Below are 22,451 nucleotides of genomic sequence, written 5' to 3' on the forward strand. Positions count from 1 at the left end.
TGGCGATGGGCGTCAATCGCGTAGCGATGTCGAAGGCCTGGCTCCATGGTGATGGAAGATGAAAGCGATACGGACGAGCAATCGCGCTACATCGTTCCGGGACTTCGGCGCGGCCTTGCGGCGCTGCGCCTGTTCACGCGGGACCGGGCCGTCGTCTCCGTTCCCGAAATATCGCGCGAGCTGAAGATCTCGCGCGCCACCGCCTTCCGGATCGTCTACACGCTCGAGGCGGATGGCTACCTCCAGCGCACGCCGCATTCCCACGCCTACAAGCTCGGCGTGAACGTGCTGTCGCTGGGATTCGAATATCTTGGGTCGCAGGACCTGCTCGACATCGCACGGCCGGTCCTGGAGAAGCTCCGCGACGACACCGACGCCTCGGCCCATATGGGACTGCGCGACGGCACGCAGGTGGTCTACGTGCTGAAGTCTGCGTCCCAGCATCGCCTGCGCAGCAACGTGTCGGTCGGCACGCGTCTCGCCCTGCACGCCACCTCGATCGGACAGGCGCTTCTTCTCGACACGCCGCGCGCGGAGCTGGACCGGCTGTTCGAGGGCTTCGAGATGCTTCAGTACTCCGACCAGACGCCGGCGACCGTGCAGCAGCTCGTCGACCGGCTCGACGAGCATCGGCCGCGCGGCTACGTCGCCTACCGGTCGGCCTATGCGAAGGGCATCGACAGCGTCGCCGCCCCGGTGAGGGACGCGCAGGGCGCCATAGTGGCGGGCATCAATGTCTCGGATCATGAGTCCCTCCCGATCATGCAGGAGCAGCACGGGCGACTGAAGGATCTCGTCATGGAGGCCGCCGCGAGCATCTCGATGCAGCTCGGCTACCGGCCTCCCGCGCGTCGTTAGGCCCGGGCGATGGGCGAAACAGGCGGCCGGGCCGCACGTCCCGCCCGGCCGCCCGGCACCTCAGTTGATCTGGTTGCCGTGGATCGGCATGCCGAGATCGCGCAGGATCTCCTGCACCTTCGGCACCGGCACGTCCCTCACCCGGATGCCGTCCTCCACCGCGACCGCGGCCGCGATGCCGGCCGCCTGTCCGGTCGCCATGCAGGCCGGCATGTTGCGCGAGCGCGCATGCGCGCCGTGATCGGCGGAGATGCAGCGCCCGGCGATGAGAAGCTGCTCCACGCCCTTGGGAACGAGGCAGCGATAGGGAATCTCGTAAGGACGCATGCCGCGGAAATCGACATCGGCGCCCTTCGGGTCGTGGATGTCGAGGGCGGAGGCGTCGGCCGCGATGCTGTCCTCGAAATACGGTCCGTCGAGCACGTCATGCTCGGTGAGCGTATATTCGCCGACGACGTGGCGCGTCTCGCGCACGCCCAGCACCGGGGAGATCTGCGCGATCTTGGCGTTCTCGAAGCCGGGTATGCGTTCCTTGAGGAAGCGCGCATAGGCGTCGACCTGGCGGTAGCACTCCAGCACGGCGTCGGAGAACTCCTTCGGCGAGAACACGTCGACGCCGAGCACGCGCGTGGCGTTGACATAGAGCTGACCGTCGGCGGTCTTGAGCGTGATGTTCTCGCGCTGAAGCTTGATGCCGGTGTCCTGCTGGAACTTGCGCAGCGACCCGTTGAAGCCGGTCAGCCACAGGCCATAGGCCAGGTCCTCGTCCTTCTCGGGGATCGCGCGGGCCGGCACGTCGTCGGTCTGGCGCGCCCAGTCGGCCAGCCGCTTGATGTCGACATTCACCATGGTGAAGTACATCGACACCGGCTGCATCGTCGTGGTCGCGTCGCCCGCGCCCATCACGAAGGGCACGTCCGCCTTGGCGGCCATGTCGCCATCGGCCGAACAGTCGATCAGCACCTTGCAGCCGACGAACTGCCGGCCGCTCTTGCTCTCGACGACGACGCCCCTCACCTCGCCGTGCTCGACCACGGGGCTGGACACGAAGGTCTCGAACAGGATCTGCACGCCCGCCTCGGCGCACAGGCGGGTAAGCAGCATCTTCATGATCTCGGGATCGCAGGGCGAGGCGATCTTGACGCCGCCCGACTTCGACACCGCCATGTAGTCCTCGCCGGCCCCGCCGACCGAGCGGGCGAGATTCCAGATCTCCAGCGGCAGCCCGCCAACCAGCGCGCCCGACGGCTTGGTGTTGAGGCCGAGCGTGAGGTTTCCGCCCAGCGAACCGAAACGCTCGATCAGGACCACGCTCTTGCCCCGGCGCGCGGCGGCTATCGCCGCGATCGGCCCCGTGGTGCCACCGCCCACGACGACGATGTCCGCCTCCATGAGGACGGGCGTCTCGCGTGCGGGCTCCTTAATGACCTTGTCGAGCACAGGGGCGTTCATGCTTCGCGTCTCCCTAACGGTCGCCCTTGGCAGGGCTTGTTTTATATATGAAACATCAGTTCATATATGGTTCATTAAAATGAGACGGCCGTCAAGCGCCGGGCCGATCGGCGTCGGCTCGTCGCAGCTCGACGACTTGCGGGCGGTTGGGGAGACGGAATCGATTGTGGACGAGAGAACGTCGTCGCTGCGTTCTTGCCGAATTATTATCGGCATAAGATAGTATCTATACGTCGACTTTATGTAATTTATTCTAAATATGCGGATTAAATCCGCGATGATGCTTCGATCAAACTTGATAGATTAGGACGACTTCTGCTTTGCTTTCGTCAGTTCCACAATAGCCGGAAAGTCCGGGCGGCTCTGTAGTCAGACGCGAGCTCGTTGGGATCGGCGTCGCTGATACATCCCCTTGGGCAACCTTGAAGACGTCAGGGCATAGGACAGGCTCGATCGCCGGCAGCGAGGCGCCGTTCCGTCCCGCGCAGCACCCGCCACGGCTGAAAGCCGGGAGCCCCTGCCCCGTCAGAACGGGCAGGACGAACGACATCCCGTCTCGTCCGCCAGCCGCACCAGGTCGGCGACGGTGTCGGCCGGGAGCATCAGCCCTTCGGTCCGGTGGCGGGCGTCGTTGCGGGCCTCGATCTCGCCCGGATAGACGATCTCGTCGAAGCCCTTGGCCAGCGGCGCCTGCTTCAGCTCCGCGATCAGCGCCTCCATGCGTGCGCCGAACTCGGCCAGCGGCTGGAAGGCGGCAATGTCGAAGGCGATCATGAAATGGCCGGTGCGGCCGGGACGCTCGAACTGGTAGGGCCCGCTCACCGCCTTGCCGAAGCCGCTGCCGCTGAGCACGCCGGAAAGCATGTCCATCATCACCGCGATGGCGTAGCCCTTGTGCTGCGCCATCGGAAGGATGTTGCCGGCCAGCGCCGCGGCGGCGTCGGTGGTCGGCTCGCCCGCCGCGTCGATCGCCCAGCCCTCGGGAATGGCGAGCTTCTTCTGCTGCGCGAGGTAGATCTTGCCCCGCGCGACGGCGGTGTTGGCGATGTCGAGCACCATCGGCGCGTGCCGCCCGGCGGGCGCCGCCCAGGACCATGGATTGGTGCCCACGCTCTTGGCCCGCCCGCCCCATGGCGCCATGGCCGGGCTGGCATTGGTCGACAGGAAGCCGACGCAGCCCGCGCGCGCGGCCATCAGCGTGAAGTACATCGCCGTGCCGAAATGGTTGGAGTTGCGCAGCGCCGCGACGCCCACCCCATGCGCCCGGGCGCGCGCGATCGTCTCCTCCATGGCGCGGGCGGTCAGCACCTGGCCCATGCCGTCATGGCCGTCGATGACGCAGATCGCGCCGGCGTCGACCACGCGCTCAGGTGCCGCCACCGGCGCGACGACGCCCGCGCGCAGCCGCGCCGCATACCAGGGCAGGCGCATCACGCCGTGGGACTGGTGCCCCCAAAGGTCGGCCTGCACCAGCGTGTCGGCCACCAGCCGCGCATCCTCTTCGGACATGCCGCAGGAAGCGAAGACGGCGCCGGCGAAATCGCGAAGCGGCCCGTCGGCGACCGGGACCAGCCCGTCCGGGGCGCGCGTGGCGGCATCAGGAGACGGCATGGCTCAGATCCTTCCGCCGCGCTCGGAATCGATGGACCGCGTGTCGCCGGTGGCGACGATGGTGCGGGTGGCCTCAATCGAGGCGTAGGTCCAGAAGATCCGCATCCGCTCCGTTTCCGAGGTGTTGATGAAGCGGTGCGGCAGGTTGGCCGGCACCCAGGTGGTGTCGCCCGCGCCCATGCGGTGCGCGGTGCCGTCGATCTCAACGACCGCCTCGCCCTCCAGCACCATCACGCTCTCCTCGCAATTGTGGGTGTGGAGCGCGATTGCCGCGCCGGGGGCGAACTCGGTGATGCCGTTGAGCAGGCTGGTCGAGCCCGAGGCGCGCGTCACCAGCGGAATGGTGCGCGCCCCGTTGCCACGGTCATGCGGCGTGATCTCGCCCGGCCGCAGGATCGCGGCTCTCGCGCGCGGCGTGTCGTTCATCTGGCTGTTTCCTTGGGCTCGGCGGCGGTGGCGGCGGTCCTCGCCATCCCGCATCCGCCGGCCCGGCCGCTGCGGGCCGGACCGGCGTTTCGCGTGGAGCGGTTCTGCGAGGCGCCGTCAGTCCGGAATTTCGAGCTCGACCAGCGGGCCGTGCTGCTGGCCGCCATAGATGTCGCCGCAGTCGCGCGAGCCCTGGATCGCCGGCCGCGGGATCGAGATCTTGATCGCCCGCGCCGCGTCGTGCTCGAAGAAGGTCACCTCCTCCTCCGGCACGCGGTAGATCGAGGCGAAGCTCGCCTTGGTCAGCACCTTGGAGGCGCAGACCTTGCGGTAGACGTCGTCGGTCTCGAACATCACATCGAAGGTCAGCGTGAACGGGCCGGCATTCTTCGACCGGATCAGACGCGCCAGATCACCCAGTTTCGCCATCGCTCAGACCTCCAGGAACTCGGTGCGGAACATCTCCAGCGGATGGTCCGGCTCGACGATGTGGTTGAGGTTGAAGCGGTACACCGCCCCGCGGTTCACATGGCTCGGCGCCATCGGGTAGGCGATGCCGGTGATGAGCCCGCGCCATTCCGGAATCGGGTAGTGGACCGCGAAATGGGCGAAGGTCTTGGCGATAGAATCGGTGATTGCCTCGTCGGCGGTGGTGATGGTGAAGACCAGCCCGACCTCGTGGCCGATCTGGTCGGCGAGCGGCTCCAGCGAGCCCATCACCCCGTCGCGGCCATAGACGCGGACATGGATGTCGTAGTCCTCGCGCCCGAGCCGGCCCTGGAACATCTCCTGCACGCGGGCGAAGAACTTGTCCTGCATGCCCTCCAGCCAGGAATCGAGCTGGCGCAAGATGAAGGGCTCGCGCACGCCGCCGATGATCAGCGCCTGGTAGCCGGCGAGCTCGGAGCCTTCGAGCTTGATGGTGAGGCGCCCGGACGGGCGGAAGCTCGAGCCGCGCACACGCACGGCGCGCTCGTTCAGCGCCTCGTACTGGGCGTCGAGCGTGTCGATAGTGCCGCTCGGCTCGGTGATGAGGAACGGGTCGGCGTTCTCGTAGAGCGTGTGCGAGGCGACGCTCTGGGGGCTGCAGCGGACGTCGAAGTCCATCGGCTCGATGTCGAAATGGTCGTCGCGCACCCAGGCCATCAGGCTGTCCGGGCGCTTGCGCTGCACCACGCAGGCAGTCCCGCATTCGAGGATCTTGGCGGCGTGCCAGGCGGCGCCGGCATTGGCGCCCATCATCAGCGGCACGGTCGCGAACAGCGAGGTGTCGGAAGCGCGGCCCGCGAGCACCACGTCGGCGCCCTTTTCGATCGCGTCGGCGATCGGCTCGTGGCCCATCATGCCGACGATATGCGAACTGCGATCGATCACCTCGTCGTTGATCGGCGGCGCGGGGTTGAGCGCGGTGATGCGCCCCTCATGCAGGCGGCGCTTGAGATAGGCCTTGTCCTGCTCCGAGCGCACGAGCGCGAGGTTGAACTTCAGCCCCTCCTCGCGGGCGATCTCCAGCGCGATGTCGCGCATCCAGTCGACGCCGGCGTCGCCGCCGCCGAAGCCGCAGGAGCCGACGATCAGCGGCGCGCCGACCTTGGCGCGGCCGAGCAGCATCAGGCGCAGGTCGCGCTTGGTGCCCTCGCGCGAGAAATGCGGCTTGCCGCTGCCCAGATGCGCGGGGCCGGCATCGGTTGAGCCGCCATCGCAGGCGATGACGTGCGGCTCGAGCGAAATGCCGCGCGCGAACGAGGATTCAAGGAAGCCCGAACCGATCTGGCCGGACGCCGACAAAACTCTTACTTCAGTCATCTCTCACCTCAACCGTCTCCAACCCGAATGTGCCGGCGCGACGGGGCGCCGCGCCGGCCCGGCGTCAGCCGAGTTCCTGCAGCGCCTGATCGACGAAGCGGGTGTCGATGAAGCGGTTGAGGTCGGGCTTGCCCTTGATGGCGCCGGCCTTCTCGTAGACGGGGATCAGCTCCTCGAAATATTCGCGCTTGAACTCGCCGTCGTTCGGCCAGGCGTTGATGTCCTTCGAGAGCTTCTCCCACACGGGCTTCAGCTCCTCGTCGGTCGCCTCCGAGGCCTTGGCGACGGTGGCGTATTTGCGGAAGCCCGCCGCGAAATACTCGTAGTCCTTGTTGGCCCGCCGGAACGACTGGATGGTGGCCTTGTTGAGGTCGACGATGGCGCGGAAATTTTCCTTGTCGTCGACCCACTTGCCGGGCACCAGCCAGGCTTCCGAGTACCAGTGCTTGTAGGCCTTCCACGGCTCGATCAGCACCTTGTAGTTGCCCTGCTTCACGATCGTGGCTGCCTGGTCGAAATGCACCGGCACCGCGGCGACGCGCCCGCTCAGCAGCGCGCGCATGCGCGAGCCCGAGCCGCCCATTTCCACGATGGTGGTGTCGTCGATATTGATGCCGTGCTGGTTCAGCACGCCGCTCAGCAGCACGTAGATGAAGTCGCCGCGCGAGTTCAGCGCGATGGCGTTGCTGGTGTTCTTGAAGTCGTCATAGGACTTGATCATGTCGGCGTTGACGACGAACACCTGGCTCGTGCTGTTGTAGACGAGCCCGGTCAGGCGGACGTCGGCGCCGAGGCTGTTCGCCAGCATCGCGGTGACGACGTCGGAGTCGCCCGCATTGGCGGAGCCGGCGACGATCGACTGGGTGATGACCTGCATGGATTCGATGCGGTCGATCTTCGGTTCGGGGTAGCCGAGTTCCGCCAGTCCCTCGCGCAGGGCGATGACCTCGGGAATGTGGATCGCCAGGCTGAAGCCCTGGATGACGATGCTCAGCCGCTCCTTCTCCGCGGCGAGCGCGCCGCCTCCGCCGGAAAGGACGAGGCCGGCCGCGCCGGCGCCGGCCGCACTCTGAAGCAGCCTTCTGCGTGTCAGATTCATTGGTAATTCCTCCCTTTTGTCGTTGATTCTTCGTGTCGTCCGCTCGCCGCGGCGATGCTCAGTCGATGGCGACCGGCGCGGCGAGGATCTCGAGCGGGGCGAGGCCGCAGCGCGCCGCCTCCGCGTCCAGCGCGGCGTGCACGTCGGCAGCCAGCGGGATGCCGGTGCGCAGGCGCTCCTTCTCCCGCCGTGCCTCGCGCTCGCCCGGCACCAGGATCTCCTCGACCCCGGCCGCCCGGGGCTGCGCCTTCATGCGCACGACCAGCTCGTCCATGCGGGCGAGGAACATCTCCTCCGGCATGAACAGGTCGGTGCGCAGGCACAGGAAGAAATGGCCGACATTCTGCGGCCGGTCGAAGCTCTGATGCGGGTTGCCGACCTCGCCGCCGAAGGCCGCGCCGGAGAGGACGCCGCTCAATATGTCCATCAGCATCGACAGCGCCGCGCCCTTGACGCCGCCGAAGGGCAGCATCGAGCCGCCGTCGATCAGCGCCTTGGGATCGGTGGTCGGCCGGCCTTCGGAATCGAGGGCGAGGCCGGGCGGGATCGACGTGCCGGCCTGCGCGGCGACATAGACATTGCCGCGCGCCAGCACGCTCATCGCCATGTCGAGCACGAAGGAGGGCTCGCGCCCGGCCGGCACCGCGAACGCCATCGGGCTGGTGCCGAAGAAGGGCGCGCGCCCGCCCCAGGGCGGGAAGGCCGGCGAGGCGTTGGTGAAGGCGATGCCGATCATTCCGGCTTCCATCGCCTGCAGCACGTAGAACGCCGCCATGCCGTAATGGTTGGAATTGCACACCGAGACGAGGCCGGTGCCGTGCCGGCGCGCGAGCTCGATCGCCTCGCCCATCGCCCGGCGCCCGACCACCGCGCCCATGCCGTTGTCGCCATCGACATGAGAGGCGGCATCCGCGACCTTGCGGACCGCGATGTTGGGTGCGCGGTTGTTCAGCCCTTCGCGCAGGCGCTTGAGATAGGTCGGCGCGCGGAACACGCCATGCGTGTCGGTGCCGCGCAGATTGGCGCGCACCAGGCACTCGGCGACGGTCGCCGCGTCGGCCGGCGGAAGGCCGGTGGCGGCGAACAGGCCGGCCACGAACTCGCGCAGGCGGCCCACTTCCACATGGACGCGGCCGTCGACGTCAACCGCGCTCATACCCGCGCTCCCTTCTTGAGGATCTGCCAGATCTCGCGGCGCAGGGCGAGGAACTCCGGGTCGCTCTTGAGCGCGTCGCGCCGCGGGCGGCCGAACGGCACGTCGATGATCTGCTCGATGCGGCCCGGGCGCGGCGACATCACCACGATGCGGTCGGCGAGATAGAGCGCCTCCTCGATCGAGTGGGTGACGAAGATCACCGTCTTGCGCTGGCGCTCCCAGATGGAGAGCAACTCGTCCTGCAGCAGGTCGCGCGTCTGCACGTCGAGCGCGCCATAGGGCTCGTCCATCAGCAGCACCTGCGGCTTGATGGCGAGCGCGCGGGCGATGCCGACGCGCTGCTGCATGCCGCCGGACAGCTCGTGCGGATAGGAGTGCTCGAAGGCCGAGAGACCGACGAGGTTGACGTATTCGCGCGCGATATCGAGCCGCTCGGCCTTGCCAACGCCCGTGACCTCGAGGCCGAAGGCCACGTTGTCGATCACCTTGCGCCAGGGGAACAGCTCGAAGCTCTGGAACACCATGCCCCGGCCGTCGCCCGTGGTGTTGGTGACGTTCTTGCCGTCGAGCACCACTTGCCCGCTGTCGCAGGTCTCGATGCCGTCGATGATGCGCAGCAGCGTGGACTTGCCGCAGCCCGAGGGACCGAGCAGGACGAGGAATTCGAGGTCCTTCACCGCCAGCGAGAAGTTCTCCAGCACCGGCAGGCTGTTGCCGCGCCCGTGGTAGTATTTGGTGACGTTGCGGATCTCGAGCTTGTCGGGCGCGCCGGTCCCGGCGGGTCGCGTTTCGAGTTCGGACATTGCGAGGCTCATAGGGTCACCCGTTGTTGTTCGTACCAGGGGGCGAGCCGCCGGCCCGCTTCGCCCAGGAGCCAGTTGAAGAACAGGCTGACGATCATCAGTGTGATGAGGAGGCCGAGCACCGGCCCGGTGTCGACCAGCAGGCCGGAGCGGTGGATGAGCCCGCCATAGCCGATGATGACGAACATCTCGGCCAGCACCATCGCCCGGATGGCGTGCACGAGCCCGATGCGGGCCCCGGTGATGAGGAAGGGGTAGATGGCAGGAAGCGTCACCTTCCAGAAGATCTGCAGCGTGCCGGCGCCGAAGGACCGCGCGACCGCGACCTGCATCGGGCTGACCCCGCGCGCGCCGTTATAGGCAGTGAGCACGATGTACCAGACGCTGGCGAGGAACACGATCGTCACCCGCAGCATGAAGCCGGTGCCGATGGTGAGGATGAACAGCGGGATCAGCGCCGCCGTGGAGGTCACGACGAACATGCTGACCCACGGCCGGAAGATCGCGTCCGCGACGTCCGAGCGCCCCATGGCGACGCCGAGCGGCATGCCGACGATGCAGGCGGCGAGGAAGCCGACGGCCATCTGCCGCAGCGAGCCGGCGAGCTCGCGCAGCATGTCGCCCTGGCGCAGCAGGTCGACATAGTCCACCGCGACCGCCGAGGGCGGGGCGAGAAGGGCAGAGCCGAGAATTCGGCCGCCGATCTCCCACAGCCCCAGGAACAGGGCGAAGCCGACGCAGGCGAGCATGATCGAGCGAAGCTTTTCCATGATGGTCACTTCCTCACATGCCAGTGCAGGATGCGGCGCTCGAACATCGCGATCAGCGACTGCGCCACCAGACCGAGCAGGCAGATCAGCAGCACCACGGAGAGCAGCGCGGCGGTGTCGAACTGCTGGGTCGAGCGCTTCATCAGCCCGCCGAGATTGACCGCGGCGAACAGCAGCTCAGCGGTGATCATGCCGTTGATCGCCCGCGCCGAGCCGACGCGCAGCGCGGCGACGAAGAACGGCATCAGCGCCGGCAGCACGATCAGCCGCAGCCGCTGGCCGTTGCGGGCGCCGAAGGAGCGGCCGACATCGATCAGCGAGCGGCGCACGTCGCGGGCGCCGGCGATCATCACGATCAGCACGTCGAAGAAGCTCATCAGGAAGACGAGCGCGACGCGCGCTTCGAGGAACAGCCCGAACCAGACCACCAGGAAGGGCACGAAGGCGACGGGCGGAATGGCGTAGATAGCGGTGATGAGCGGCTCGAACATCTGGCGCATCAGCTTCGAGCGCCCGATCACGATGCCGAGCGGCACGGCGAGCGCCAGCGTGAGGCCGAAGCCGAGGGCGAGCTGGATCAGCGACTGGCCGAGCGCCGACATCAGCCGCGCCAGCCAGGACGGGTCCAGGAACTTGCCGATCACCTCGACCGGCGAGGGCAGCAGCATGCCGGAGACGTGGCTCGAGCCCCACTGCCACAGGGCCAGAACGACGATGACCGACACGACCGACAGCCACCGCCTGCCAGCTAGAATGCCTGCCGCAATCACGTTGAACGACGACGAGCCAGACGGCCCGGCGCCGTTCCGGCGGTCCTCAAGGGCTTGGATGCTCAAGGCCTTTCCTCACTGGGGTTTCCTCCGCTCGGCGGCTTTTGCCGCTCTTGGCCGCTTGAAAGCGCAGCCTTTTTTCGAGTAGACTTGTGTAGATGTCTAGTCAACTTAACCAGCGATGCGAGCAGCGTGTCAACCCTCATTCCTAGCCGCACCACCTCGGCCGATCGTTTCACGCCGCTCTACGTCCGGATCCAGGAGCGCATCCGCGCCGCGATCGCCGACGGCACCATGGCGGCGGGCGATCGCGTCTGGTCGGAGGCCGAACTCGCCCGCGAGTACAAGACCACCCGCTCGACCGTGCGCCAGGCGCTGGCCAAGCTCGAATTCGAGGGCCTGATCGTGCGCCATGTCGGCCGCGGCAGCTTCGTGGCCGAGCGCACCACGGTCCGCTCGCCGATCGATTCGCGCTTCTCGATGTCGTTCGAGGAGCAGGTCGCGCAGAGCGGCCGCATCGTGACCTACCGCTCGCCCACCCTCGAGCTCATGATGCCTCCCCAGCCCTTCGCGGAGACGCTCGGGCTCGAGCCGCACACGCTGGCCTTCAAGCTGAAGCGGGTGCGCGTCATCGACGGGCGCCCGGTCTGCCTCGAGGTGCGCTACATGCCGCGCGAGATCGGCGAGCGCGTCACCGGCGAGATGCTGGCCAGCCGTTCGGCGCAGAGCTTCGTCGGCGACATCATCGGCGAGAACATCCCGACCATCGTGGTCTCCGTCACCGCGGAGCTGGCCCAGGGATCGGTGGCCTCGCTGCTCAACGTTTCGGAAGGGTCACCGCTGCTGGTGCGAAAGAACTCGCACTACGCCAGCTCGGGCGCGGTGGTTCAGTGCGGGCGCTCGCTTTTCGTGGGCGACGTCAGCACGGACTACGTGCTCGGCCGGCCGCCGCCGCACCCGCCGAAGTGACGGCCAATACCAAGGGGAGGACGTGGCGCGCGCGCCCATGGCGCCGTCGGCACGCATGTAAACGAAGGAACGCCAGAATTGCTGTTTCACCCGCCGCAACGCATCGAGACCCGTGTTTTCGCCCGGCTGCCGGACAGCCTGCGCCTGACGGGGAAGCCTTCCGCCTGGTCCTTCGGCAAGGGGAACGACAACCTGCATTCCTTCCTCGAAGGCCCGGCCTTCGACCGCGCGGGCAATCTGTTCCTCGTCGACATCCCCTTTGGCCGCATCCTGCGCGTCACGCCTGCGGGCGAGTGGAGCGTCGTCGCCGAATATGACGGCTGGCCCAACGGCCTCGCCATCCACAAGGATGGGCGCATCTTCGTCGCCGACCACCTGCGCGGCATCATGGCCGTCGACCCGGCGAGCGGGGCCGTCACGCCGGTGCTCGAGACGGTGCGGCGCGAGGGCTTCAAGGGCACCAACGACCTCACCTTCGCCAGCAATGGCGACCTCTACTTCACCGACCAGGGGCAGACCGGACTGCAGGACCCCAGCGGGCGCGTGTTCCGGCTGCGCGCCGACGGCACGGTCGACTGCCTGATCGACAACGTGCCGAGCCCGAACGGGCTCGTGCTGTCGCGCGACGAGAAATCGCTCTTCCTGGCGGTGACGCGCGCCAACCAGATCTGGCGCCTGCCGCTGCACGCGGACGGCACCACGACCAAGGTCGGCGCCTACATCACCCTGTCGGGCGGCGGCGGGCCCGACGGCATGGCGCTCGACGACACGGGCGGGCTGGCCATCGCCCATGTCGGCCTCGGCGTGATCTGGCTGTTCGACCGGCTCGGCGAGCCCGTCGCCCGCGTCGCCTCCTGCGAGGAACTGGCGACCACCAACGTCGCCTTCGGCGGGCCGGACGGCAAGACGCTCTTCATCACCGAATCGGAGAGCGGCACCATCCTGCAAGCCGACGTCCCCCAGCCCGGCCGCAAGCTCTATTCGCACATGTGAGGGGATGGGGCCGGGTTCCGGCCTCGTCGCTGCGCCACATCGTCCGGCCGTTTGCCGGGCGATGGTGCCGGCAGGCGAGCGGGGGCCCGCCGCGATCGCGCGGCGGGGTCTGGCTGACGATGCCGGCGCCTAGGCCGCCACGATCAGTTCGCGCGGGCAGCGCTCGGTCCAGCACTCGACCGAGTTCTCCTTGACGTGGAAGGTCTCCTCGGTGTGGTGCCGGCAGCCCGCGTGGTAGTAGCTGTACTCGATGCAGATGATCGAATCCGGCTCGATGACCGAGCGGTTGACCTGGTTCAGGCGGGGCTGCTCATGCGCGCCGACGCCGATCCCGTGGCCGAGGAACTCGCGCGGGAACTTCTCCAGGTACTTGGAGATCATCGCGTAGCCCTTGTCGAACACCTCGCCCCCGGTCATGCCCGGGCGCATGCCCATGCCGAGCTCCATCTGCACCTCGTTGAGCCACTTCCAGATGTCCTGATGGCGCTGGGAGGTCTCGCCGACGAAGTAGGAGCGGACGAAGTCGGCCGAATAGCCGAGGCAGGTCGCGCCCATGTCGACCTTCACGAAGTCGCCCCGGGCGATGGTGTGGCCGACCGGGAAAGGCGCGTGGGCGGCATAGGAGGTCTTCGGCCCGCAACCGATATTGATGAAGCGGTAGCCGTCCGACCCCTCGTCGATCATCTTCCTGACGATCACCTCGAACAGGTCGCGGTCGGTGGCGCCGACCTTGATCGCCTCGCGAAAGGCGGCATGGGCCTCGATGGTGATGTCGGTCGCCTTCTTCAACCGCCGGATTTCCTCAGGCGACTTGACCATGCGGACGATTTCCAGCGGCCCGCTGAAGTCGACGACCTTGTTGCCCTCGAGCAGTTCGTCGAGCCTGGTGCGGTAGCCGGAGGGAAGGCTGTCGCCTTCCGTGCCGATCACGAAGTTCTTCACCTTCCGATCGTCCAGCACGGCGCGCGCCGCCTGGAAGAAGTCGTCGTAGAAGTGCGTGTCGATGTCGGTGAAGAACTCCGCCATCGCATAGGCGCGCACGTCCTCGATCCAGGTCGAGTCCATGGCAAGGTGCAGGTCGACCGCCGGCACGATGAAGGCCGGGGCGAGGGCGGGGTCGCGGAAATAGAAGACCGTGAACGGCCGGTAGGTCAGATGCCCGCCATTGTTGAAGAACTCGGACAGGTATTTCGAGTTCTCGTTGCCTCGGACGATGAGGAGATCGACGCCTTCCTTTTCCATGGCGGCGCGCAGGCGGGTTTCGCTGAACAGGATGGGTTTACGTGACACGGTCGTTGTTCCAGCTCGGGACGGGAGGGGACGGAGTTCGCGGCGTATCCGCGCTCACTTCGAAACGGTGGTGATGACTTCCTGCATGAGGTCGGGACCGACCTTCTTGCCGATCTCGTCCCAGAGCGGGCGCATGACCGGCGTGAAGCTCGCCGCGTCGATCTCGCCCACCTCGGAGGTCTTCTTCATCTCGACGACGTACTTCTCGTCGAGCTCGGCACCGCGGGTGAAGGAGTACTCCGCCGCCGCCTTCGCCGAGGCCTTCACCGCGTCCTGCACCTTCTTCGGCCAGGCGTCGAAATAGGTCGGGCTCGCCATCATCGTGCAGGGCGTGAACAGGTAGTTCGCGATGGTGATGTACTTCTGCACCTCGTTGAACTTGGCGCCGTAGATCGACGGCAGCGGGTTCTCCTCCCCGTCCACCACGCCCTGGCGCAGGGCGGCATAGGTCTCGCCGAAGGCGATCGGGGTCGGATTGGCGCCGAGCGCCTCGAAGATGGTCTTGCGGAACGGCGTGTTCGGGATGCGGATGCGCAGCCCCTTCAGGTCCTCGGGCGTCTTGATCGGCCGCACATTATTGGTGATCTGGCGGAAGCCGAGCTCTGTCAGGCTCAGCCCGACGATGCCCTTGGCGGTGAGGTTGGCCATGATCTTGTCGCCGATCGGGCCGAACACGATCTTCTTGGCCTCGTCGCGCGTGGTGATGAGGAACGGCGCCTCGAAGATGCCGAGCGTCGGCTCGACCGACTGCACCGGCGAGCAGGCGATCGTCATCTGGTGCGTGCCGAGCTTCAGCCCGTTCATCACGTCGACATCCTTGCCGAGCTGCCCGCCCGGCACGATCTCGACCTCGACCTCGCCCGGCAGGCGCGCCTCCAGGTCTTTCTTGAAGAAGACCATGACGTCGTAGATCAGCGATCCCGGCGAGGATTCGATGCCTGCCTTGATCTTGGTCTGGGCATGTGCCGCGGAGGCCATCCCGATGGTCAGTGCGATGGCTGCGGCTTTCAGGACGGCTTTATTCATGGATCAGTTCCCCAGGATGGCGCGGCGCGCGGGAGGTTTCCTCCGCCTGTTTCAGGTCGCGTTCGATGGACTCGAACTTGTTCATGATGTGCGCACGCATGATCTGCCCGAGCTCGATCGGCCGGCGCATCTGCAGAAGACAGAGCATCGTGTCGTGCTCGCGCACGGCGGCCGCCCAGCGATCCAGCGAGACATGCGAATTGAAGCGTGAGGCGAGGATGCGGCCCGACACGCCGCGATGGGCGAGGGTCAGCGCCTCGTTTCCGGCCGCCGCCAGAATGGCGTCGTGGATGGCCTGGTTGATGTAGAAATAGGTGTGGCGGTCGCCGGCGCGGAACGCCTCGATCATCTGCGCCTGCAGGTCCTCGATGCGGGCGATGTCGCCGTCGGTCATGCGGGTCGCCGCCAGCTCGCCCGAATAGCCCTCCAGCACGCCCATGACGCCGAACAGGCCGCGCAGATCCTCCAGAGTCGGAGCGGCGACGCGGGCGCCGCGGTTCGGCTGGATCTCCACCAGCCCCTCCGACGAAAGAACCTTCAGCGCCTCCCTGAGCGGGGTGCGGCTGACGCCGAAACGCTCGCACAGATCGACTTCGGAGATGCGGGCGCCGGCCGCCAGATCCCCTTCCGTGATCAGGATGCGTATGCGCTCGACCAGCGCCTTGTGCAGCGACTGCGACCGCTTGCGCCGCCCGGCGGTCGGCGGAGACAGGCCGGCGACCGGGCTCTGGCCGGCCTCCAAATGCTGCTGGATGTCGTCGTCGCTCATGGCGAAAAGCCTCTTATATAATTCAATTTGGCGCAATATACCGGAATGGGCATTTTTTAAGCACGACCGTTTAAAATTCAGACTTTTGATTTCTAAGTCATTTTTCTACTCTTGATCCGACTATCGCGCCCTCCCATCAAGGCGAGCCTGGCATGATTGCATTATATTTCCCCCAGCGGCCGTCGGCGATCGGCGCCCGGCTCGCGCGCCGCCCCTCCCCCGCGACGGCCTCCCGCGAGCGCCGGGCATGACGGTGCAGGTGAGCTCCATGGCCGCTCCCGCCATCGTGTCGACCGCACTCGACCTGCTCGACGCCGTGGTCCGGGCTCTGGTGTTCGTCGCGCGCGGGGTCGTCATCGCGATCGCGTTCTTCATCACCATCTCGATGATCCTCGGCGTGTTCTTCCGCTTCGTGCTGAACAGTTCGCTGGGGTGGACCGACGAGGTGTCCTCGCTGCTGCTGGCGGTGATGATGTTCATCGCGGTCGGCATCGGCTTCCACGACCGCCAGCACATCGGCGTCGGCGCCCTCGTCGAACGCCTGCCGCCGCACGGCCAGCGTCTCGCGGACGCGGCCCTCCACCTCGTCAGCACCACCTTCTTCGCCATCGTCGGCTGGGTCTCGATCCGCTTCGCCGAGATCGGCATGGGCATGACGCTCGCGACCATCGAGCTGCCGCGCGGTCTGTTCTACTGGGCGGCGCCGATCGGCTGCGGCTTCGCGGCGCTGGTGTGCCTCAACAACGCGGTGCGGATGCTGCGCGGCCTCGACAAGCCGCGCTTTGGCGGAGTCGACTGATGGCGGGCGTATTTCTCGGGCTTGTCGGCGTCATCCTCACCGGACTTCCCGTCGCCGTCGCGATGGGCGTCGTCACGCTGATCGCGCTGTCGACCACCTCCGTCCCCTATGCCGTCATCCCGCTGCAGATGTTCTCGGGGATGGAGAACTTCGTCTTCATCGCCATGCCGCTGTTCATGATCGCCGGCGAGCTCATGAACCGCTCCGGCATCGCCGAGGACCTGATCGAGCTCGCCTCGAGCATCGTCGGCTCGATCCGCGGCGGGCTCGCCATGGTGAATGTCGGCGCCTCGATGCTGTTCGCCGAGATCTCGGGCTCGGCGGTAGCCGACGTCGCCGCGCAGGGCACCATCCTCATCCCGCAGATGGAGCGGCGCGGCTATCCGCGCGCCTTCGCGGCTGCCATAACCTCGTCCTCGGCCTCGATCGCCATCATCATCCCGCCGAGCCTCGCCTTCATCATCTATGGCGCGCTGGCCGAGGTCTCGGTCGCCAAGCTGTTCATCGCCGGCGTCGTGCCCGGCCTGCTGCTGAGCGCGATGCTGGCGGCGACCTGCTACGCCTTCGCGCTGCGCTATGACTGGCCGACCGAGGGCGCCTTCCAGCTCGCCCGCGTCGGGCGCGCCTTCCGCCGCGCCTTCTGGGGGCTGACGCTGCCGGTCATCATCCTCGGCGGCATTCTCTCAGGCGTCTTCACGCCGACCGAAGCGGCGGCGATGGCGGTGCTCGCCGCCCTGCTGATCGGGCTGTTCATCACCCGCAAGATCACGCTGGCGCAGCTTCCCGCCCTGTTCCTGGCGGCCTCGGTGCGCACCAGCCTCGTCATGCTGATGGTGGCGGCGTCCTTCGCTTTCGGCTGGTACCTGACCAATGCGGGCATCCCCCAGCAGATTGCCGGGGACGTGCTCGGCATCTCGGACAACCGCTACGTGGTGATGTTCATCATCAACATGCTGCTGATCGCGCTCGGCGTGATCATGCACGGCTCGGCGGCGATGGTGCTCACCGTGCCGCTGACGCTGCCTCTGGTCACCCAGATGGGCTACGACCCGATCCATTTCGGGGTGATCCTCGCGCTCAACGGCGCCATCGGCCAGCAGACGCCTCCCGTCGCGTCGGTGCTTCTCACCGCGTGCTCGGTCAGCGGCTGCCGGGTCGGCGAGGTGATGAAGTACAATTGGTGGTTCATCCTCATCATGTTCGTCGTCCTGCAGATCGTCACCTATATGCCGAGCATCTCGCTGTTCCTGCCCGCCGTCCTGATCAAGTAGACGCCCGCGACCCAGAGCCTCCTCCCCGCCCCGAAACGGGCGCCGCCCGCGGCTCGCCGGAGAACCGGGAGCGCGCGGGCGGCGTGGCGATGTCGGGGGGCCTGCGCGGTGCCTGGGCTCAGGCCGCGTCACCTGTGGCGCTTTTCATCGCGCGTCACTTCGGGGAACAGCCACATGGCAACGACCATGAAGATCCCCAGCAGGACCACGGCGTATTTCGGGCCGACCTGCCCGAGATGGGCCTGCAGGGCATAGCCCGCAGCCGCGGCAAGAATCACGATCAGCGAGATGGTCAGCTTCACGACGGCGGGCATTGTTACCTCCGGACGAAAGATCGAGGATGGCGTGGGTTGTCACGTCGGCCTCCTCAGGCGAGAGGGGCGAAGACCGCGGCGCCCACATGGTACAGCGCGGCGATGGTGGCGACCTGCACCACCAGCAGGGTGGCCAGAACGGCCCGGCCGTCGCGCAGGCGCTCGGGCCAGATCTCGTAGGTCGCCGGGACGAACAGGAAGGCGAGCCCCATGACGATGATCAGCGATGTCACCTTGAGCTCGCTGAAGCCGTAGAAGACGGTGGCCCCGACCAGCACGCACATGAGCGCGCCGTTGACCAGCGCCAGCGCGACGCTGGCCGGTCGGCCGAGAATCCGCGCCCGCTCCAGCATGACGCCCAGCGGGAAGGAGCCGGAGAGCACGAGCAGCCCGATGCAGCACAGCGTCCAGAACAGGCTGAACCAGGCGAGTGGCACGATATTGGGTTCGATGGCAGCCATTGCGACCTCTTCGCGATTGAGCCGTTTCGAGGGTGAGAGGCGGGCCGGCCCGCGCGGCGGCGGGCCGGGGGACGCCTATTCAGCCGGTTCGACGACGGGAGAGGATCCGCCCATCGGCGCGGCGGGCCTCGGCGTGCGCGAGGTCTTGCGCATGTCGCGCTTGATGTAGCGGGTGTCGTAGCCGTTGAAGAGATGGCCGAAGAACCCGCGGTTGAGGTCGGAGGTGCCGAACAGCCAGTCCATGATCGGGAAGGTGAGGTTCATGTTCCTCTCCATCATGATCGACTGGTTGTGGTGCGCGGCATGGTGGCGGCGGTTCGTGTTGATGAACGGCATCGTCCGCACGAACCAGTTCTCGTCGATATGCGTGGTGAAATGCATGAACTCGTAGAGCAGGTAGACCGAGCTCGTGGTGATGATGAACAGCCAGCCGACATTCGGCGAGATCAGCCAGGACAGCGCGACCGCGCCCGGGATCGACATCAGCGTGAAGGTCACCAGCGCATAGGGCGGGAAGAAGGTCACGCGCCAGTCGTGATGGCCGGCGAAGCGCATCTCCTCCTCGGTGAAGAACTGGTGGTGCATCAGCGTATGGCGGTTGTAGACCGCGCGCAGCAGCGGGATGCGCGAGGGCCGGTGCATCACGAAGCGGTGGATCGCCCATTCGAAGAAATTGCAGAACAGGAAGACCACCGGGACGGTGAGCCATTCCCACCAGCGCACGTCGTGCACGTTCGAGACGTAGACGTAGAGTGCGGTGAAGCCGATCGTGTAGATCACCGCGATGTGCAGCCAGCCATTGTACCAGCCGGCGACCCGTTCCCTGTAGGTCGCGCGGTACTTGCGCTGGCGATCGGTCATGGCGCTGACAGCGAGTTCCATGTCGTTCTCCTCAAGCCTTCCCTCACATCGCGCTCGCTCGCGCAGGCCGGTCGAGCGCTTGCCTTCTGTTGAGATGCAACTAATATATCAATGCTACATCAGATGGCAAGCACCAGATGACAAGTGCCTGTCGCCGCTCGGTTCGCGACGCGGACCGGGGAGCGGGGCACGACAGGGGAGGAAGACGAGTGCCGTTGAGTTACCAGGCCGCCGTGCTGCATGCGCCGCACGCGCCGCTCGCGATCGAAACGGTGATCGCGGAACCGCTGAAGCCCGGCGACGTGTCGGTGCGAATCAAGGCCGCGAGCCTGTGCCACACCGATCTCGAAGTGATCGAGGGCGGCCTCAGATTTCCGATGCCCATCGTGCTCGGGCACGAGGCGGCGGGCATCGTCGAGGAGGTCGGATCGGATGTGTCGGGGGTGCGGCGCGGCGACCATGTGGTGCTGTCGTGGAACCCGCATTGCGGCGGCTGCTTCTACTGCGACCGCAGCCAGCCGATCCTGTGCGAGGGCTATCTCGCCAACGGCCCGCAGGCGTTCGGCTTCGACGGCGAGCCGCGCGCCCGGCTTGAGGACGGGCGAAGCCTGCGCCAGCTCATGTATCTCGGCGCGTTCGGCGAGATCTGCGTCGTGCCGGCCCAGCAGGCGATCGTGATGCCGAGGGATCTGCCCTTCGACCGCGCCTGCCTGATCGGCTGCGGCGTGATGACCGGCGCCGGCGCGGCGATGAACGTCGCCTCGATCCGCGACGGAGATACGGTGATGGTGCTGGGCTGCGGCGCGGTCGGCCTCGCCGCCGTGCAGGGCGCCCGGCTCGCCGGCGCGGGCACGGTGGTCGCGGTCGACCTCAATGCGGACAAGCTGCGGCTCGCCGCGCAGATGGGGGCCGATGTCGGGGTCAACGCCGCCGAGGAGGACCCGGTCGAGGTGGCGCGCCGGCTCACCGGCGGGCGCGGCGCCGACGTGGTGATCGAATCGGCGGGCAATGCGGGCGTCTTCCGCACCAGTGCCGAGACCGTGCGCCCGGGTGGCGAGATCATCTGGCTCGGCAAGATCGACGTCGAGAAGGACGTCGCCTTCCGCTGGGGCTCGCTGATGGGCGAAAAGCGCATCCGCCGCTCGAGCTATGGCGGCGCCCGGCCGCAGCGGGACTTTCCCCTGCTCGCGCGGGCCTATCTCGACGGGCGGCTGAAGCTCGACGAGCTGATCTCCCGCCGCATCGCGCTCGACGAGATCAATGCCGGCTTCACCGCCCTGAAGCGCGGCGAGACCATCCGCAGCGTCATCATGTTCTGAAGGCGGGAGACGCCGGCGATGCCGCGCGCATCGCCGGCATCAACGCTCAGTCGTCGAGCGTCTTGCGGGCGAAGGATTCGATGTAGTCCATCAACCGATCGGAGGCCGCCGCGGCCCCCGCGCGATCGCCGCGGGCGATGGCGGCGGCGAGCTCGGCGTGCAGGTTCGCCGCCAGCGGCAGGTCGGCGACGCGCTTGTAGTGCTGGTACCAGAAGCGGCGCGAGAGCGCGTGCATCAGCCCCATCGAGCGGGCGGCGAACTCGTTGCGGGCCGCCTCGGCCGCCAGCGTGTTCAGTTCGCGGTCGTAGCGCATGAACTCGATCCCGTCGGAGCGCTCCGCCGCCTCGCGCATGCCGCGCGCGATCTCGTCGAAGGCGGCGCGCTCCTCCTCGCTGGCGCGCTCGGCCGCCAGCTCCGCGATCAGGCGCTCCAGCACCCGCCGCGTCTCGAGCAGGCGAAGCTGGGTGCGCAGGTTGATCTCGGAGACCAGGATGCCGCGGCGCGGCAGCACGATGACGAGCCCGTCCCGGGCGAGGCGCTGCAACGCCTCGCGTATCGGCGTGCGGCCGATGCCGAGCCGGTTCGCCAGCGTCAGCTCGGCAAGCACCGTGCCCGGCGGAAGCTGCAGCGTGGAGATCAGTTCCTCGAGCTCGCGATAGGCGCGATCCGTGAGGGTGAGATCCTCATCATCCTTGTCGCGTGGCCGACGTCCGCGGGAAGTCGAGGATTTCTGCGCGTCGGACTTGCTGACCCGCTTGATGCCTGCACTCGGCATGGGCACTCCTGAACAACATGCGCCAGCGATAGTGCCGACAGTGATGCACTATTGCAATGCCACTGGAATATCACTGGAATCCGACAATGGTATTATACGTTTCCGCGGCACATGAGCACAGGATCCTGAGGGCGAAGCGGTGCGGGTCGTGGGCCATCAGATTGTGGCCGGCGCCGCTCCATTCCTCGTAGCGCGCGCCCGGGATGAGCGCGGCGATTCGCCTTCCGTGGCTGGCGGGGCATTCCTCGTCGACCTCGCCGTGCAGCACAAGAGTCGGCAGGTCGATGCGAGGAAGATCGGGCTCCAGGTCGCATCCGCGCACCGAGGCCCAGGCCCCGGCGACGGCGAGCGGGTCGGCATATTCGCGCAGGGCAAGACGGGTCGCGCGCTCCTGCGCCTCCGCCACCAGCGCCTCGGGCGTCTGCGAGCGGAACCACACCGCCTCGCCGCCCGGCCGGGCAGTGCCGCTCGCGAGCACGAGCCGCTCCAGCCCGTGCGTGCCGTGGCGCCTCAGCGTCTCGATCACCACCAGCACGCCCATGCTCCACCCCACCAGCACGGCGGGCTTGGGGGCCATGGCGAGGATGGCGGCGAGATCGTCGGAGAAGCCGGCCAGCGTGTAGCCGTCGAGCCCCGCCGGCCGATGCGAGCGCCCGCGCCCGCGAAGATTGGGGATGATGAGCGCGCGCGGGTCGTCGAGCCGGCCGGCCACCGTCTCCCAGCTCGCCGCGGTGCCCTGAATGCCGTGCAGCAGCACGATGGAGCCGGCGTTCGCCCCGTTCGCGGCGCGGCCATACCACTCGACCGGGCCCGCCGGCGTGTCGAGCAGGTGAGCCTCAAGACCATCCACGTC

The 22,451-nt window shown here is 67.3% G+C and carries 24 protein-coding genes; 6 read left to right on the forward strand and 18 right to left on the reverse strand.

What is annotated here, in order from left to right:
• The first annotated feature begins 51 nt into the window (after window positions 1–51).
• Window positions 52–858: an IclR family transcriptional regulator gene (locus tag NVS89_RS19160; protein ID WP_258734362.1), complete on the forward strand. Its 807-nt coding sequence runs from the start codon at window positions 52–54 to the stop codon at window positions 856–858.
• Between the two features lie 60 nt (window positions 859–918).
• Here NVS89_RS19160 and NVS89_RS19165 read toward each other — a convergent pair whose 3' ends face one another.
• The 10 genes from NVS89_RS19165 to NVS89_RS19210 form a co-directional block, all read right to left on the reverse strand.
• Window positions 919–2,310 (reverse strand): FAD-dependent oxidoreductase, encoded by a 1,392-nt coding sequence (locus NVS89_RS19165; RefSeq protein WP_309486571.1) that lies wholly within the window; start codon window positions 2,308–2,310, stop codon window positions 919–921.
• A gap of 525 nt (window positions 2,311–2,835) precedes the next feature.
• Window positions 2,836–3,921, reverse strand: a complete 1,086-nt coding sequence (locus NVS89_RS19170; RefSeq protein ID WP_258734363.1) for an Ldh family oxidoreductase — start codon at window positions 3,919–3,921, stop codon at window positions 2,836–2,838.
• A gap of 3 nt (window positions 3,922–3,924) precedes the next feature.
• Window positions 3,925–4,347, reverse strand: a complete 423-nt coding sequence (locus NVS89_RS19175; RefSeq protein WP_258734364.1) for a cupin domain-containing protein — start codon at window positions 4,345–4,347, stop codon at window positions 3,925–3,927.
• A gap of 117 nt (window positions 4,348–4,464) precedes the next feature.
• The gene (locus NVS89_RS19180) at window positions 4,465–4,776 is read right to left on the reverse strand and encodes a DUF4387 domain-containing protein (protein ID WP_258734365.1); all 312 of its coding nucleotides are present in this window, start codon (window positions 4,774–4,776) and stop codon (window positions 4,465–4,467) included.
• A 3-nt stretch (window positions 4,777–4,779) separates the two neighbouring features.
• A complete protein-coding gene (locus NVS89_RS19185; RefSeq protein ID WP_258734366.1) occupies window positions 4,780–6,153 on the reverse strand; it encodes an acyclic terpene utilization AtuA family protein in 1,374 nt (457 codons plus the stop codon).
• 64 nt (window positions 6,154–6,217) lie between these two features.
• Window positions 6,218–7,252, reverse strand: a complete 1,035-nt coding sequence (locus tag NVS89_RS19190; protein ID WP_258734367.1) for an ABC transporter substrate-binding protein — start codon at window positions 7,250–7,252, stop codon at window positions 6,218–6,220.
• A 58-nt stretch (window positions 7,253–7,310) separates the two neighbouring features.
• Window positions 7,311–8,408: an Ldh family oxidoreductase gene (locus NVS89_RS19195; RefSeq protein ID WP_258734368.1), complete on the reverse strand. Its 1,098-nt coding sequence runs from the start codon at window positions 8,406–8,408 to the stop codon at window positions 7,311–7,313.
• Window positions 8,405–9,211, reverse strand: a complete 807-nt coding sequence (locus tag NVS89_RS19200) for an ABC transporter ATP-binding protein (RefSeq protein WP_258734369.1) — start codon at window positions 9,209–9,211, stop codon at window positions 8,405–8,407. Before NVS89_RS19200 ends, NVS89_RS19195 begins: the two co-directional genes overlap by 4 nt.
• Window positions 9,212–9,219: 8 nt before the next feature.
• Complete coding sequence (locus NVS89_RS19205; RefSeq protein ID WP_258734370.1) at window positions 9,220–9,981, reverse strand: ABC transporter permease; 762 nt, start codon at window positions 9,979–9,981, stop codon at window positions 9,220–9,222.
• 5 nt (window positions 9,982–9,986) lie between these two features.
• Window positions 9,987–10,706, reverse strand: a complete 720-nt coding sequence (locus tag NVS89_RS19210) for an ABC transporter permease (RefSeq protein WP_258734371.1) — start codon at window positions 10,704–10,706, stop codon at window positions 9,987–9,989.
• A gap of 237 nt (window positions 10,707–10,943) precedes the next feature.
• Between NVS89_RS19210 and NVS89_RS19215 the strand changes: the two genes are divergently transcribed.
• Both NVS89_RS19215 and NVS89_RS19220 read left to right on the forward strand, forming a co-directional pair.
• Window positions 10,944–11,720 (forward strand): GntR family transcriptional regulator, encoded by a 777-nt coding sequence (locus NVS89_RS19215; RefSeq protein WP_258734372.1) that lies wholly within the window; start codon window positions 10,944–10,946, stop codon window positions 11,718–11,720.
• Between the two features lie 81 nt (window positions 11,721–11,801).
• Window positions 11,802–12,713, forward strand: a complete 912-nt coding sequence (locus NVS89_RS19220) for an SMP-30/gluconolactonase/LRE family protein (protein WP_258734433.1) — start codon at window positions 11,802–11,804, stop codon at window positions 12,711–12,713.
• 129 nt (window positions 12,714–12,842) lie between these two features.
• Here the strand turns inward: NVS89_RS19220 and NVS89_RS19225 are convergent, their stop codons facing one another.
• From NVS89_RS19225 to NVS89_RS19235, 3 genes are read right to left on the reverse strand one after another with little or no spacing between them, the layout of a single operon-like run.
• The gene (locus tag NVS89_RS19225) at window positions 12,843–14,003 is read right to left on the reverse strand and encodes a M24 family metallopeptidase (RefSeq protein ID WP_258734373.1); all 1,161 of its coding nucleotides are present in this window, start codon (window positions 14,001–14,003) and stop codon (window positions 12,843–12,845) included.
• A gap of 54 nt (window positions 14,004–14,057) precedes the next feature.
• A complete protein-coding gene (locus NVS89_RS19230) occupies window positions 14,058–15,029 on the reverse strand; it encodes a TRAP transporter substrate-binding protein (RefSeq protein ID WP_258734374.1) in 972 nt (323 codons plus the stop codon).
• Complete coding sequence (locus NVS89_RS19235; RefSeq protein ID WP_258734375.1) at window positions 15,022–15,798, reverse strand: GntR family transcriptional regulator; 777 nt, start codon at window positions 15,796–15,798, stop codon at window positions 15,022–15,024. Before NVS89_RS19235 ends, NVS89_RS19230 begins: the two co-directional genes overlap by 8 nt.
• A gap of 247 nt (window positions 15,799–16,045) precedes the next feature.
• Between NVS89_RS19235 and NVS89_RS19240 the strand changes: the two genes are divergently transcribed.
• Together NVS89_RS19240 and NVS89_RS19245 are read left to right on the forward strand one after the other, a co-directional pair.
• A complete protein-coding gene (locus NVS89_RS19240) occupies window positions 16,046–16,597 on the forward strand; it encodes a TRAP transporter small permease (protein ID WP_258734376.1) in 552 nt (183 codons plus the stop codon).
• The gene (locus NVS89_RS19245; RefSeq protein WP_258734377.1) at window positions 16,597–17,868 is read left to right on the forward strand and encodes a TRAP transporter large permease; all 1,272 of its coding nucleotides are present in this window, start codon (window positions 16,597–16,599) and stop codon (window positions 17,866–17,868) included. Before NVS89_RS19240 ends, NVS89_RS19245 begins: the two co-directional genes overlap by 1 nt.
• A gap of 128 nt (window positions 17,869–17,996) precedes the next feature.
• On the opposite strand, the gene NVS89_RS19250 is transcribed toward NVS89_RS19245, so the two are convergent.
• From NVS89_RS19250 to NVS89_RS19260, 3 genes are all read right to left on the reverse strand, one after another.
• A complete protein-coding gene (locus NVS89_RS19250) occupies window positions 17,997–18,182 on the reverse strand; it encodes a hypothetical protein (protein ID WP_258734378.1) in 186 nt (61 codons plus the stop codon).
• Window positions 18,183–18,235: 53 nt separating this feature from the next.
• Window positions 18,236–18,643, reverse strand: a complete 408-nt coding sequence (locus tag NVS89_RS19255; protein ID WP_258734379.1) for a hypothetical protein — start codon at window positions 18,641–18,643, stop codon at window positions 18,236–18,238.
• 75 nt (window positions 18,644–18,718) lie between these two features.
• The gene (locus tag NVS89_RS19260; protein WP_258734380.1) at window positions 18,719–19,525 is read right to left on the reverse strand and encodes a sterol desaturase family protein; all 807 of its coding nucleotides are present in this window, start codon (window positions 19,523–19,525) and stop codon (window positions 18,719–18,721) included.
• A 188-nt stretch (window positions 19,526–19,713) separates the two neighbouring features.
• On the opposite strand from NVS89_RS19260, the gene NVS89_RS19265 reads away from it, so the two are divergent.
• The gene (locus NVS89_RS19265) at window positions 19,714–20,823 is read left to right on the forward strand and encodes a Zn-dependent alcohol dehydrogenase (RefSeq protein ID WP_258734381.1); all 1,110 of its coding nucleotides are present in this window, start codon (window positions 19,714–19,716) and stop codon (window positions 20,821–20,823) included.
• A 46-nt stretch (window positions 20,824–20,869) separates the two neighbouring features.
• On the opposite strand, the gene NVS89_RS19270 is transcribed toward NVS89_RS19265, so the two are convergent.
• Together NVS89_RS19270 and NVS89_RS19275 are read right to left on the reverse strand one after the other, a co-directional pair.
• On the reverse strand, window positions 20,870–21,598 hold the full coding sequence (locus NVS89_RS19270) for a GntR family transcriptional regulator (protein WP_258734382.1): 729 nt from the start codon (window positions 21,596–21,598) through the stop codon (window positions 20,870–20,872).
• 70 nt (window positions 21,599–21,668) lie between these two features.
• Entirely contained in the window at window positions 21,669–22,448 is a 780-nt protein-coding gene (locus NVS89_RS19275; RefSeq protein ID WP_258734383.1) for an alpha/beta fold hydrolase, read from the reverse strand.
• Window positions 22,449–22,451 lie beyond the last annotated feature (3 nt).

Origin of the sequence: Ancylobacter mangrovi (assembly GCF_024752355.1) — a bacterium.
GTDB classification, from domain to species: Bacteria; Pseudomonadota; Alphaproteobacteria; order Rhizobiales; family Xanthobacteraceae; genus Ancylobacter; species Ancylobacter mangrovi.